Genomic DNA, 13,900 nt, shown 5'->3' with positions numbered 1-13,900 from the left:
CCTGCACATCCCAAAGCGCGCACGGGATCTTTCGGTTCCCTCGACCGACATGCCCCCGCATCTGCGTTAGCATGTTGCGTCTCCCAACGTCCGACGACCCCGTAACACCCATCACCGATCCCCCATCCCCGATACCGATGAGAATCCTCACCTACCGCGGTCTCGACACCTCGACCATCCCGGGTTACGAGAAGCTCGCCGCGCATCTCGCAGCGGATGACTTCCGCTCGGCTGACGTCAAAAAGATCGGCGACAACCTCTATCGCGCTCGCCTCGACCGCAGCAATCGGCTGTTGTTCGCGCTCTACCGTCACCAGGGCGAACGCTGCGCGCTGATCCTGGAATACATCCACCAGCACGCCTACGAGAAGTCGCGCTTTCTCGCCCGCGGTGTGGCGATCGACGAGGAGCGCATCCCGGATGCGGGGCCGCAGTTTGCGGACGAGGCACCGGAGCTGCCCTACCTGAATCCGCACCTGCACCGCTTTCATCTGCTCGACAAGGTGCTGTCTTTCGACGACGAGCAGGAGCAGATCTACCGCCTGCCGCCCCCGCTGGTCATCATCGGCTCGGCCGGGAGCGGCAAGACCGCGCTGACTCTGGAGAAGATGAAGGACGTGCGCGGCGACATCCTCTATGTCACCCGCTCGCCCTTTCTCGTGCAGAACGCGCGTGCGCTCTACTACGCCAACGGCTGGGAGAACGACGAGCAGTCGGTGGATCTGCTGTCGTTTCGCGAGTATCTGGAGAGCGTCCATGTCCCGGAGGGCAAGGAGATCACCCCGCGCGCCTTTGACGCCTGGGCCGCCCGGCAACGTCTGCCGAAGGCGCTGAAGGATACCCATCGCGTCTTCGAGGAGTTTCAAGGCGCGATCACCGGGACCGACCCGGAGCTTGCCTATCTGAGCCGGGATGCGTATCTGTCCCTCGGGATCAAGCAATCGATCTTCGCGCCCGAGGATCGTGCCGACGTCTACGAGCTGTTCGACAAGTATCGGCGTTTCCTCGACGAGCAGGGATGGTTCGACCCCAACCTGGTGAGCCATGCCTGGCTGTCCCGCGTTGAACCGCGTTACGACTTCGTCGTGGTCGACGAGGTTCAGGATCTCACCAACGTTCAGCTCCTGCTGATCCTACGCGCGTTGCGCGACCCGCGCCGGTTCCTGCTGTGCGGCGATTCAAATCAGATCGTGCATCCGAACTTCTTCTCCTGGTCCAAGGTGAAGAGCCTGTTCTGGCATCAGCAGGGCGACGGAAAACAGGCCGACAAACAGGCCGATCCCGGCGCCGACCTGATCCGTATCCTCAACACCAATTTCCGCAACTCCCCGCAGGTCACCGAGATCGCCAATCGGCTGCTGCACATCAAGCATGCGCGCTTCGGCTCGGTCGACCGGGAGAGCAACTATCTGGTACGCAGCCGCGGCCCGACGCGGGGCCGGGTCGGCCTGTTGCAGGACAGCGATCAGGTGAAGCACGACCTGGATCGGCGCACCGCCGCCTCGGCGCGCTTCGCCATCCTGGTGCTGCATCCGGAGCAGAAGGCCGAGGTGCGCCGGTTCTTTCGGACCCCCTTGGTCTTCTCGATCCACGAGGCCAAGGGGCTGGAATACGAGAACGTCCTCCTGTACGGATTCATCTCGGGCGAGGAGAAACGTTTTCGCGACATCGCCACGGGGCTCGACGAGTCCGACCTGCAGGGCGAGCTGCGCTATGCACGTGGCCGCGATAAGGGTGACAAATCACTCGAGGTCTTCAAGTTCTACATCAACGCCCTGTACGTCGCCGTGACGCGCGCGGTGAAGAACCTCTACCTGATCGAGCCGCGCCCCAAACAGCCGCTGCTTGACTTGCTCGGCCTGACCCATGTGCACGAGGGCGTGGAAGACGTCGAGGAGCAGCGCTCGACGCTGGACGAATGGCGTCGCGAGGCGCACCGCCTCGAGCTTCAGGGCAAAGAGGAGCAGGCCGCCGAGATCCGCGAGCAGATCCTCAAGCAACGCGCCGTCCCCTGGACCATGCTGAGCGGGGACGCCCTGGCCGACCTCAAGACCAATGCGCTGGAGCGCGGCGACAAGAAGGGAGGCATCGCGCTGATGGAATACGCCCTCGTCTATCATGATCAACGCCTGCTCAATGCCCTGATCCAAAAGGGTGTTAAAGCGGCGAAGCACCCCGACAAGGCGCTGCCCGTGCTGGAGAAGGGCCACTACCTACCCTACAGTCTCAAGCAGCCGGATGCGGTGTTGCGATTGGTCGACCGATACGGGGTCGATTTCCGCAATGTCTTCGGACAGACATCGCTCATGATCGCCAGTCGCATGGGCAATGCCGAGCTCGCCGCGCTGCTGCTTGAACGGGACGCGGACACCGGCCTCGTCGACGCCAACGGACTCAACGCCTTCCAGATCGCGCTGGATCGGGCCTGCGCCGACGAACGCTTCGCCCGCACCAAGCTACCCGCCGTGTTCGAGCGCCTAGCCCCGCCCGCACTGGATATCCAGATCGACGGACGCCTGGTCAAACTCGATCAACGACTGATGGAGTACCTGATGCTCTGCATCGCCATGGTGCTGTTCTATCAGCGCCTCGGTGAGAATTGGGTCCGGCGCGGTGACCTGTTGTCGGCCGTCGACTTCGCCGAGCTGCTTGCGCACTTCCCGGAGTCCGTCGTCCCGGCGAAGCGCAAGAAACGCTCCTACATCTCCTCGATCTTGTCGAAGAACGAACGCGACCGCGACGCCCCCTACAATCGAAAACTCTTCGCGCGCTGGCGTCGCGGCCAGTACATCATCAATCCGCAGCTCGCGCTCCGGGTCGAGGGCGAATGGCGGAAGATCTACGAGGTCCTCGCTCCGCAGCGTTTAGGTGCGCAACTGCGTGATCCCATCCGCTGGGGTCAGCATGTCTGGGACCCGAATGCCGAGGCCGAGCGCGCGGTCACCATGCTCTGCGAGCAACTGAAAACAATGAGCGAGGGCCGGACGGACGAACGGCCCGTCCGCTTTTGAAGCCATCCATGCGGGCTAATCGCGGGGGGAAAGTCCGACCGGTGTCGCCAAATCCTCCCTCGGGATGATGCGCTGAGCCTGGAAACGGCGGTTGGCCCTTCAGGCAATTTCCGGAAAATTCCATTCCCGTAGGTTGGGCCGACGATAGGAAGCACAACTTCCGCCAGCGGTTGGTCGTGCCTCGCACGACTCGGCACAACCGACGGCCCTTACGGTTTGAACAGGGTGCTGATCAGGAAGGAGGTGTAGCCGACATAGCAGGCCAGGAGCAGCACTCCCTCGATGCGATTGATTCGACCCGGTCCGCGGAACCCGTAGCCGATCACGAACAAGGACAGTGTCAGCAGGCCCATCACCATCATGTCGCGCGAGACGACCTCAGGGGGCACGACCATCGGATGGATCGCCCCCGCGATCCCGACCACCGCAAGCGTATTGAACAGATTTGACCCGATGATGTTGCCCAGGGCAATGTCGTGCTCACCCTTGCGCGCGGCGATGATCGAGGAGGCGAGCTCGGGCAGCGAGGTTCCCACAGCGACGATCGTCAAACCGATAATGAGGTCGCTCACACCCAGTGCATGCGCGATCTCGACCGCACCCCAGACCAAGAGTCGCGAGCTGATGATCAGCAAGACCAGACCGATGACCACCCACAACAGCGCACGGCGCAAGGGCATCTCGGCCGCATCGAGCTCCTGTGTCATCTCGCCGGCAAAGGGATCGGAGCGATGCCTCAGACCCTCGCGAATGGTCCAGACCATCAGTGCCGCGAACACGCCCAGGAAGGCCCAGGCGTCCATCCGAGTCAAGTCGCCGTCCATAAGCATGACGATGGCGAAGACCGTCACTGCGGCGAGGATCGGAAGCTCCTTGCGGAGCACGCTTGAATGAACCGCGATGGGGCTGATGATCGCGGTCAGGCCCAGGATCAGCGCGATATTGGTGATGTTCGAGCCGTAGGCATTCCCGAGCGCGAGCCCGGGGTTACCCTGCATGGCCGCCAAGGCGGAGACGACCATCTCCGGGGCCGAGGTTCCGAAGCCGACGATCACCATGCCGATCAGCAAGGGCGGCATGCCCAGATGTCGGGCGCTCACGGCGGAGCCTTCGACGAAGCGATCGGCGCTCCAGAGCAGCAGCGCCAGACCGAAGGCGACGGAGAGTGAAGCTAGAACCATAAAGAGCCGAAACGCCTCGTGATAGGGGTTGAACTTGGCAGGCTGCGGAGTCTACGCGATTCCGGGGACAGTATATGTGACTCATGGAGCTGAGGAGGGTCCGGCATCCGCTGAATAACGGACCCTGGCCGGCGGCATCAGTATCCGTAACTGGCCGATGCGGCCTTCAGGGACGCCTCAAGGGGGTAAGAATCGCGGAACAACTCGGTGGATTGGCGACGGTGGCATAGTCCGGCATGCTCAGCGCGGAGTATTGTGAGGATTCCATGTGAAACAAACTCAGCGACAACATCGGGCTCACCCAATTAGCCTACGGGACAAAGGTAAGCTGCCATCCAGGGTATAATTTGTCCCGCCTTACGACTATAAGGTGCCTCAGCCGCTCGGCAACCAATCGCCGTCAAGCACCTCGCCGACGGTCCAGGGACAGGTCCTCGGCAGATCGGCGATACCGGTCTCGCGGGTGGCGGCGTCCAGTGCATCGTCCCAGGCATCGGCCCACCAGTCGGTGTCCTCCAGCGATCGGGCCAGGCCTGGGGTGCGACGAAGGCGTCGCTCGATCCCTGCGCGCTGCGTCCGGATCGTGGTCTCCCAGCTCGCGCCACGCCGCTCCGGCTGAAACCGCCATTTCAGCAGGTGCGACAAATCGATAGCGCCTGTTCCACCGGATCGAACGGCCATCCCTGGCCAAACATCAGATCGCCTTCCCTATCGAGTCGCCTTCAGTGCCGCATGGGCCGCCGCGAGCCGGGCGACCGGCACGCGTGGACCCGAGCAGCTGACATAGTCCAACCCGGCTTGATGGCAGAAGGCGATGGATGCCGGGTGGCCGCCGTGCTCGCCGCAGATGCCGACATGCAGGTTGGGCTTGACCGAGCGGCCCCAGTCCACGGCCAACTGCATCAGCTTGCCCACACCCTTTACGTCCAACACCTCGAAGGGGTTGTCCTGCAGGATGCCGGACTGGTTGTAGAGCGGCAGGAACTTGTTCTCGGCATCCTCGCGCGAGAAGGAGAAGGTCGCCTGCGTCAGGTCGTTGGTGCCAAAGGAGAAGAACTCGGCCTCCTCGGCGAGCGACTCGGCACGCATGCAGGCCCGCACCACCTCGATCATGGTGCCGAACTTGAAGTTCACCGGCTGGCCGTAGGTCTCGGTCACTTCGTCGTGGATGCTGTCGACGAACGACTTGACCAACCTCAGCTCCTGCGCTGTGCAGACCTGCGGCACCTTGATCTGGGGATGGACCTCGATGCCCGCCTTGGTGCATTCCGCCGCCGCTTCAAGGATCGCCCGGATCTGCATCTGGTAGATCTCGGGGAAGGTGATGCCGAGACGCACGCCGCGATGACCCAGCATGGGGTTGGTCTCGTAGAGCGCACGGACCTTGCGCAGCATCGCCTCCTTCTTGGCGATGGCATCCTCGACGATCGCCGGATCCACCATGCGGCGAAGCGACTCGATATCGTGCCGGACGTTGTCGGGCGAGTGCAAAAGTCCCATGGCCCCAGCCAGCACGCTCATGCCGCGGGTCGTACGGGCGAGCCCGCGCAGGTCCGTCAGCTCGCGCTCCAGGACATGCTCGTCTGGCAGGAACTCGTGGATCGGCGGGTCGAGCAACCGAATGGTGACCGGATTTGGCGCCATCACCTCGAACAGATCGCGGAAGTCCTTCCGCTGCAGGGGCAGCAGCTTGTCGAGTGCCGCTTGGCGCGTCTCCGGCGTCTCGGCGACGATCATCTCGATGACGACCGGCAGACGCTCCACATCGTTGAACATGCGCTCGGTGCGCGCCAGGCCGATGCCGACCGCGCCGTACTTGCGCGCACGCCGGGCGTCCTCGGGCGTGTCCGCGTTGGCCATGACCTTGAGCCGGGCCACCTCGTCGGACCAGCCGAGGAGGACGTCGAGCTCGGGCGTGAAATCGGGTTCCACGGTCGGGATGGCGCCGAGGTAGACCTTGCCCGAGGTGCCGTCGATGGTGATGACGTCGCCTTCCTTGAAGCTGGTCAAACCGACCCGCGCCTCTCGCCGGTTCACATCCACACTGATGCCTTCAGCGCCGGCGACGCAGGGCTTACCCATGCCGCGTGCGACCACGGCGGCGTGCGAGGTCTTGCCGCCGCGCGAGGTCAGGATGCCTTCGGCGGCGAAGAAGCCGTGGATGTCCTCGGGCTTAGTCTCCTCGCGAACCAGGATGACCTTTTGGCCGAGCTCGTGACCGAATTGCTCGGCGCGATCGGCATCGAAGACCGCAATGCCCGAGGCCGCGCCCGGCGATGCCGGCAGGCCCTGTGCGACCGACTCGGCCTTGACGGTCGGATCCAGCCGCGGGAAGAGCATCTGCTCAAGCAAGTCGGGCTGGATGCGCAGCAGCGCCTCTTCCTTGTTGATCAGACCCTCGCGCTCCATCTCCACCGAGGTGCGCACCATGGCGACCGCGTTCATCTTGCCGTTGCGTGTCTGCAGGCAGAAGAGTTGACCGCGCTCGATGGTGAACTCGAAGTCCTGCACCTCGCGGTAGTGGGTCTCGAGCTTCTCGCGCAGGATGTCGAGCTGAGCGGCCATCTCGGGCATCTCCACGCGCAGGCGCGAGATCGGCTTGGGCGTTCGGATCCCGGCGACCACGTCCTCGCCCTGGGCGTTGACCAGATATTCGCCGTAGAGCTTGTTCTCGCCCGAGCCCGGGTTGCGCGTGAAGGCCACACCTGTCGCCGAGTCGTCGCCGCGGTTTCCGAAAACCATGGTCACCACGTTGACCGCGGTGCCGTTGGCCATCTCGGGCGTGATGTGGAACTGTCTGCGATAGTCGACCGCGCGCTTGCCGCCCCAACTGTTGAAAACGGCCTTGATGGCGATCTCCAGTTGCCGATAAGGATCGGACGGGAAGGGGTGGCCGGTATGCGACTCGACGACCCGCAGGAAACGCTCGCTGACCTCTTTTAGGTCACTGGCGCTCAGGTCGACGTCCTGCTTGGCGTGCGCCGCCTCCTTGACCGCGTCGAGCTCATGGTCGAAGGCGGCATCCGGCACCCCGAGCGCGACCTTGCCGAAGAGCTGAATGAAGCGGCGATAGGCGTCGTAGCCGAAGCGCGCATCGCCGGTTGCGCGGATTTCACCCTGCAGCGTCTCTTCGTTCAGACCCAGATTCAGAATAGTGTCCATCATGCCCGGCATGGACATGGCGGAGCCCGAGCGCACCGAGACCAGCAACGGCTTGTCCGAATCGCCGAAGCCCTTGCCGGTCTTCTTCTCGACGGCACGCATTTGCTCGTGCACCGCGTCCATCAGTCCGGGCGGCAGCGCGCGATCGGGCGAGTCGAGATATTCCAGGCAGGCCGCAGTGGAGATGACGAACCCAGGCGGGACGTTAAGCCCCATTTGGGTCATCTCGCAGAGATTGGCGCCCTTGCCCCCGAGCAATCTCTTGTCCTTGCCGTCCCCCTCTTCGAATGCGAACACCTGTTGGGTGGTTTGGGATGCCATTGTTCGAATGTACCTCTCTCGTCATTTTGTTGCGGGTTGTCTGGACTAAACCGCGCCCGGTGCGGTATGCGTCGTCTGTTGGATTGGCTTGGCCGCGCGAGATCCGCTAACTGTCGGAGCTGGCGCGATTTAAAGTATTAAAAATAGTAACTTTTTGAACCGCGTCACCACAAAGCCCGGAACAATCCTTGAGCCCAACACAAAATGAAAATGACCCATTTCACTCTGGACGCGGTTTAGCGCACGCAGACCCCTGCCGCGGCGATCCGCCTATTGTCGCAGAGCTTCGCGGTTCGGTCGGGATGAATTTCGTGCGGCGGTGCCGGGGCCGGCTCACTGCCTCCTGCCTTCAGCCATCGGCCGAGTAGGTTGTGCTGACGATAGGAAGCACAACGTCCGCCGACGGCTGCTTCCTGCCTTCAGCTATCAGCTATCAGCTATCAGCTATCAGCTATCAGCCGCGTAGGTTGTGCTGACGATAGGGAGCACAACGTCGGCCGACGGCTGGTTGTGCCTCGCACGGCTCGGCACAACCTACAACCGCGGCGGTGGCTGTTGGACGCTCACCGCTGACCTAAACCCCGACAGCCAGATACGCCCGCCACCCGCCGAGTGCACTGATGTCTCGCGCACCCTCCGCCGCGAAGCCCTCGCAGATGAAGCCCTTTTCCCAACGGTCGTCGTCCAGCTCGACGCTGCCGAGTCCGAGCGGCGCGGGGATGCCGGCGAGGAAGCTGCCGACGGTTGACTGCGGAAGCGCCCAGATCTCGACCTCGATGGCGACACCGTCGGTCGGGACGCGGATCAGGCCGGGGCGCTCGGGTGGACCGCCGGGGAGTGCGTAGAGGCGATAGCGTGGCGCGGTCTTGGTTGCGGACAGGAGTCGGGCACCGCGCTCGATCAGTTGGTGATTGAGCGCGAGTCCGGAGAGGTGGGCGCCGCAGACGACCAGTGGCAGCATTGCGGGGTCGGTCTCCTTCGGGATTTCTGCGGAACCCGAATCGGCGGGTCTTGGTTCCCATCCGGAAACCGCCGACACTGGGTGCCCGGTCGCGCCCTGGGTCGGCCAAGCGTTCTGGCTCGGATCCAGATGAATACGCTCGGCCAGGCGTGCCAGAACCGCGTCGCTGAGGGCCGGACCGAAAAGGGTGACGCCGAACGGCAGACCGTCGGGCCGCATCCCGGCGGGCACGGCGACGGCAGCCAGATCGAGCAGGTTCATAAAGTTCGTATAATAGCCCAGATTGCTGTTGAGCCGGATCGGGTCGGCGACGACCTCCGCGATGCGATAGGGGGTCGCGATCGTCGGGGTCAGGATGCAGTCCAGATCGGGCCAGAACGCGTCCGTTCTGCGCTTGATCTCGGCCAGTCGGTATTGGGCCTTGAAGGCGTCGACCGCGCGCGCCTCGGCCGCCGGCTCGATGATGGCGCGGGTGACCGGGTGCAGCGTCTCCGGGCGGGTTCGCATCCAGTCCTCGATCGCGGCGTAACGCTCCGCGACCCAGGGACCTTCGTAGAGCAGACGAGCCGCCTCGACGAAGGGCTTGAAATCGATGGTATCCGCCTCGCCGCCGAGTGCGCTCAGGCGTCTCGTCGTTGCCTCGAAGAGACTGGCGCTCGCCGTGTCGCCGAACCACTCGAGCTCGGCGGGTACCCCGAAGCGAAAGGGCGCGTCGGCCCATTTGTGCGCCGGCCGCGCGGACGACGGTGAAGGTCGCGCGAATGGATCCTCGGCATCAAAGCGAGCGGCAATCGGCATCAGCACCTCGGCGTCGGCCAAATCCAACGTAAAGAGGCTGACACAATCGAGCGTGCGGCAGGCCGGCAGCACGCCGCGGGTGCTGACGAGACCGCGGGTCGGTTTGATGCCGACCAGGTTGTTGAGCGCCGCCGGGACCCGCCCCGAGCCGGCGGTGTCCGTTCCCAAGGCGAAGCTGACGAGCCCGTGCGCGACCGCTGCGGCGGAGCCCGAGCTGCTGCCGCCGGCGATGTAGGCCGGATCGAAGGCATTGGGCACCACGCCGTAGGGCGAGCGGGTGCCGACCAGCCCGGTTGCGAGCTGATCGAGATTGGTCTTGCCGATGGGCAGCGCGCCGGCGGCGATCAGGCGCTCGACGACGGTGGCTGAACGCTCCGGGGTCCAGGCAAACTCCGGCAGCGCGGCGGTGGTCGGCACGCCGGCGAGGTCGATATTGTCCTTGATCGCGAAGGGGATGCCGTAGAGCGGGAGTGTCTCGGGATCGGCCTCGGACAGCCGCGCCAGATAAAGCGCCAGCTCGGCGTCGGACAGGACATGGATCCAGATGTTGTCTGCCGCGTGCTCGGCGATCCGGGTGCGGATCTGCTCCACCAGCGTTGCCGGCGTGAGCCGGGCCTCGCGATAGGCGGCGCGGAGATGGCGGATCGAGAGATTCAGGGGCGTCTGCGGTGCTCGGCTCATGCTGTCTTCTCCGTTGGGTCGGCGGTATCCAACACCAAAAGTGCCTGACCGGGTGTCACCTGAGCGCCGCTCCGACAGAGGATGCGCGCGACCCGTCCGCTTCGGTCGGCATGCACCGCGATCTCCATCTTCATGGACTCCAGAACCAGCAGCACTTGGCCGGGCTCGACCTGCTGCCCGACCTCGACCTCGAGCTGCCAGAGACTGCCGTGGACATGGCTCTCGATCGCCAGCTCGCCCGGCGCGAGCCGCAGCGACTCAGCCTGCTCGTCGATGTGCCCGGACGCACCGTCGCCGACATCCTGATCAACCTCGAGCTGACCGGCCGCGGCCCAGCGCTCGCGCTCGGCCTCGAAGGCGGCCTGTTGGCGTGCCTTGAAGGCCGTGATCGACACCGCGTTCGTGTGGAGAAACGCCTGGTATTCGGCCAGGCTGAACCGCGTCTCCTCGACCTCGAGCCGAAAGCCGCCGCGCGGAAAGGCCTCGCGCAGCTCGGTCAGCTCCTGCTCGGAGACCGGATAGAAGCGGATCTGGTCGAAAAAGCGCAGCAGATAGGGCCGCTCGAAATCCGGGGTGCGCTTGAAGCGGTTCCACATCTGGAGGGTGCGTCCGACGAACTGATATCCGCCCGGTCCTTCCATGCCGTAGACACAGAGATAGGAGCCGCCGATCCCGACCGCGTTCTCGGGTGTCCAGGTGCGGGCCGGGTTGTATTTGGTGGTCACCAAGCGATGCCTCGGATCCAGAGGCGTGGCGACCGGCGCGCCCAGATAGACGTCGCCCAGACCCATCACCAGATAGCTCGCCTCGAAGAGGATGCGCCGAACCTCATCGATGCTGTCGAGCCCATTGATGCGGCGGATAAACTCGATGTTGCTCGGACACCAGGGCGCGTCCGGTCGCACCGACTGCATGTACTTCTCGATCGCGAGCCGGGTGGACGAGTCGTCCCAGGACAAGGGAAGATGCACCACGCGCGCCGGCACCGACAGTGACTCGACGTCCCCGAGCGCCTGCTCGCGCGCGACGAGTCGATCCAGCAGGGCATCGAGCTTCAGCGCACGGCTGTCGTAGCGCACCTGCAAGGAGCGAATGCCCGGGGTGAGCTCCAGCACACCGGGGATCGGCTCGTCGCGGAGCGAAAGCATCAGGGCATGCACCCGGAAGCGCAGCCGGATGTCCAGCACCTGGGGGCCGTACTCGACGAGCAGATCCTTGTCGCCGGAGGCCCGGTAGGTCACGCCGACCGGATGCTCCGGCGGATCGATCCGACGCAGGCGCGGGTCGGCCAACCGCGCCGGTCGTAGGCTGGGCAAAGCCCGCGCTCCCTCATCAAGCCGTGCGTCGCCTTCGGTCGGGCGTACCCATCCTACAAGCTGCGGCGCCGCGGTCGGTGCTGAACGCCGGAGGATCATGTCGTCGCGGGCCGCCTCCAGCGCATTGGCCGTCTCCTGATCGACCGGCACAAAACGCACCCGATCACCCGGCCGAAGCTGCCCCAGACACCAGCGATCCGCCGAGATGACCGTCGCCGGACAGACGAACCCGCCCAGACTCGGTCCGTCCGGACCCAGGATCACGGGCATGTCGCCGGTGAAATCCAGCGTCCCCAGGGCATAGGCGTTGTCGTGGATGTTGGAGGGATGCAGCCCGGCCTCGCCGCCGTCGGGCCGTGCCCAGGTCGGCTTGGGTCCGATCAGACGCACGCCGGTGCGGCTCGAGTTGTAGTGCACCTCCCAGTCGGTTGCGAAGAGGGTTGCGATGTCCGCGTCGGTGAAGAACTCGGGGGCACCGTGCGGGCCGTAGATGACGCGAAGGGTCCAGGTGTCGCCGTAGCGCGGGATGATCTGCTCTGCCAGGCACGATACGCTTGGGCCGTTCCCGTCCGTGATCGGCTCGGCGAGCGGATCCGGATCGGTCGCCAGATGCAGTACATCCCCGACCTGCAACGGACGCCCGCCGTGCCCGCCGAATCGGCCGAGTGTGAAGGTGGCGCAACTGCCGAGATAGGTCGGCACCTGCAGGCCGCCGCGCACCGTCAGATAGGCGCGCGCCCCGGACCCGACCAGCGCACCGAGACGCAGCACCTCTCCCGCACGCACAGCGACGGGACGCCACCAAGGCAGCGGACGTCCGTCGATCTCCGTCGCCATCTCGGCCCCGGTCAGACAGACGAGCACATCGCGATTGAAGCGCAGGGTCGGCCCCGTGACCGTCAGCTCCAGCCCGGCGACGTCGGGCGCGTTGCCGAGCAGCCGGTTGCCGAGCCGGAACGCCAGATCGTCCATCGGCCCCGACGGGGGGATACCGACGTCCCAGTAGCCCAGTCGCCCCGGCCAGTCCTGCACCGTGGTCTGGGTGCCGGCGGCGAGGACGTCGATGGTGTCGGGCCGATAGTCGAAGCCCGCCAGTGTCGCGGTGTGGTGGCGGCCGGCCACGACCTCCGGATCGCGAATGACCCGGCGCAGATAGTCGAGATTGGTCTCGATGCCGGCGATCTCGGTCCGCTCCAGCACCTGCCCCAAACGCGCGAGCGCTGCGAGGCGATCCTCCGCATGGACGATGACCTTAACGAGTAGCGGATCATAGTAGGGCGAGACCTGGGTGCCGGTCTCGATCCAGGTGTCGACGCGGACATCCGACGGCAGCGCAACATGGGTCAAGAGCCCCGCGCTCGGCTGAAAACCCTTGCCCGGATCCTCCGCATAGAGACGGACCTGGATCGCATGACCTCGCGGCTCGACGGCCAGCCCGCCGAGATCCGGCAGACTGCCCGCCCCCAGACGCACCATCCACTCGACCAGGTCGACACCGGTCGCCGCCTCCGTGACGCCGTGCTCGACCTGAAGACGCGTGTTGACTTCCAGAAAGTAAAAGGCGCCGCGCTCGGGGTCGTAGATGTATTCGACCGTCCCCGCCGAGCGATAGGCGACCGCGGCACCGAGTCGGCGTCCGGTCTCCAGCATGGCGGCGCGCAGCTCGGGCGGGAGGTTCGGCGCGGGGGTCTCCTCGACGACCTTCTGATTGCGCCGCTGCAGCGAGCAATCGCGCTCGCCGAGCGCCACGACGCCGCCGAGCCCGTCGCCGAAGATCTGCACCTCGATATGCCGCGCCCCACGGACATAGCGCTCCAAGAAGATCCCGGCATCGGCGAAGTTGCTCTGACCGAGCCGACGGACCCGCTCGAAGGCATCGGTCAGCTCGTCGGCATCGGCGCACTGCTGCATCCCGATCCCGCCGCCGCCCGCCGTGCTTTTGAGCATCACCGGGTAGCCAATCCGGTCCGCCTCGCGCCGCGCCAGCTCGGCGTCCTCCAGCAGACCGCTGCCGGGCAGCAGAGGCACGGCGTTGGCCGCGGCCAGCTCGCGTGCACGGTGCTTCAGCCCGAAGTCGCGCAACTGTGCCGGGGTCGGTCCGAGGAAGACCAGACCACGCTGCTCGCAGACCTCCGCGAAGCTCGCGTTCTCGGACAGGAAACCGTAGCCGGGATGGATGGCCTGCGCACCGGTCGCCTCGGCAGCGTCCAGGATCCGACCCATGTCCAGATAGGACTCGGCCGCCAACGCCTCGCCGATACAGACCGCCTCGCCTGCCAGGCTCACATGCCGCGCCCCGGCATCGGCGCGCGAATAGACCGCCACCGACCCGATACCCAAGGCGTCGAGCGTGCGGATGATGCGGCAGGCGATCGCGCCGCGGTTGGCAATCAGGACATTATCGAACATCGTCGGCGCTTCCAAACGGTCGTGGGTCGTTCCGCATCGAAACTCGGAATGTCTCTCACG

General features: G+C 65.1%; 6 protein-coding genes. 1 reads left to right on the top strand and 5 read right to left on the bottom strand.

All coding sequences use genetic code 11. From position 1 onward, the window contains the following. The first annotated feature begins 137 nt into the window (after positions 1–137). Complete coding sequence (locus AADX97_RS14405) at positions 138–3,011, top strand: UvrD-helicase domain-containing protein (RefSeq protein ID WP_374234025.1); 2,874 nt, start codon at positions 138–140, stop codon at positions 3,009–3,011. Between the two features lie 209 nt (positions 3,012–3,220). Here the strand turns inward: AADX97_RS14405 and AADX97_RS14400 are convergent, their stop codons facing one another. The 5 genes from AADX97_RS14400 to uca form a co-directional block, all read right to left on the bottom strand. Beyond that, positions 3,221–4,192, bottom strand: coding sequence for a calcium/sodium antiporter (locus AADX97_RS14400; protein ID WP_374234024.1), 972 nt, complete (start codon positions 4,190–4,192; stop codon positions 3,221–3,223). A gap of 375 nt (positions 4,193–4,567) precedes the next feature. After that, positions 4,568–4,837, bottom strand: coding sequence for a DUF29 family protein (locus tag AADX97_RS14395; RefSeq protein ID WP_374234022.1), 270 nt, complete (start codon positions 4,835–4,837; stop codon positions 4,568–4,570). Between the two features lie 63 nt (positions 4,838–4,900). Continuing rightward, a complete protein-coding gene (gene ppdK / locus AADX97_RS14390; protein ID WP_374234021.1) occupies positions 4,901–7,675 on the bottom strand; it encodes a pyruvate, phosphate dikinase in 2,775 nt (924 codons plus the stop codon). 574 nt (positions 7,676–8,249) lie between these two features. After that, entirely contained in the window at positions 8,250–10,115 is a 1,866-nt protein-coding gene (gene atzF, locus AADX97_RS14385) for an allophanate hydrolase (RefSeq protein WP_374234020.1), read from the bottom strand. After that, complete coding sequence (gene uca / locus AADX97_RS14380) at positions 10,112–13,840, bottom strand: urea carboxylase (RefSeq protein ID WP_374234019.1); 3,729 nt, start codon at positions 13,838–13,840, stop codon at positions 10,112–10,114. The genes atzF and uca overlap by 4 nt, the downstream gene beginning before the upstream one ends. Positions 13,841–13,900 lie beyond the last annotated feature (60 nt).

The sequence above is a fragment of the Thiocapsa sp. C2-2m genome (genome assembly GCF_041903745.1).
GTDB classification, from domain to species: domain Bacteria; phylum Pseudomonadota; class Gammaproteobacteria; order Chromatiales; family Chromatiaceae; genus Thiocapsa; species Thiocapsa roseilacustris.
The sequence above is the reverse complement of the archived record's forward strand: the minus strand, read 5'-3'. Positions and strand labels throughout refer to the sequence as shown.

What these genes read in the sequence shown, in the direction of transcription:
- ppdK (WP_374234021.1), bottom strand. Translation starts at nt 7,675, where the DNA reads ATGGCATCCCAAACCACCCAACAGGTGTTCGCATTCGAAGAGGGGGAC.
- AADX97_RS14400 (WP_374234024.1), bottom strand. Translation starts at nt 4,192, where the DNA reads ATGGTTCTAGCTTCACTCTCCGTCGCCTTCGGTCTGGCGCTGCTGCTC.
- atzF (WP_374234020.1), bottom strand. Translation starts at nt 10,115, where the DNA reads ATGAGCCGAGCACCGCAGACGCCCCTGAATCTCTCGATCCGCCATCTC.
- AADX97_RS14405 (WP_374234025.1), top strand. Translation starts at nt 138, where the DNA reads ATGAGAATCCTCACCTACCGCGGTCTCGACACCTCGACCATCCCGGGT.
- uca (WP_374234019.1), bottom strand. Translation starts at nt 13,840, where the DNA reads ATGTTCGATAATGTCCTGATTGCCAACCGCGGCGCGATCGCCTGCCGC.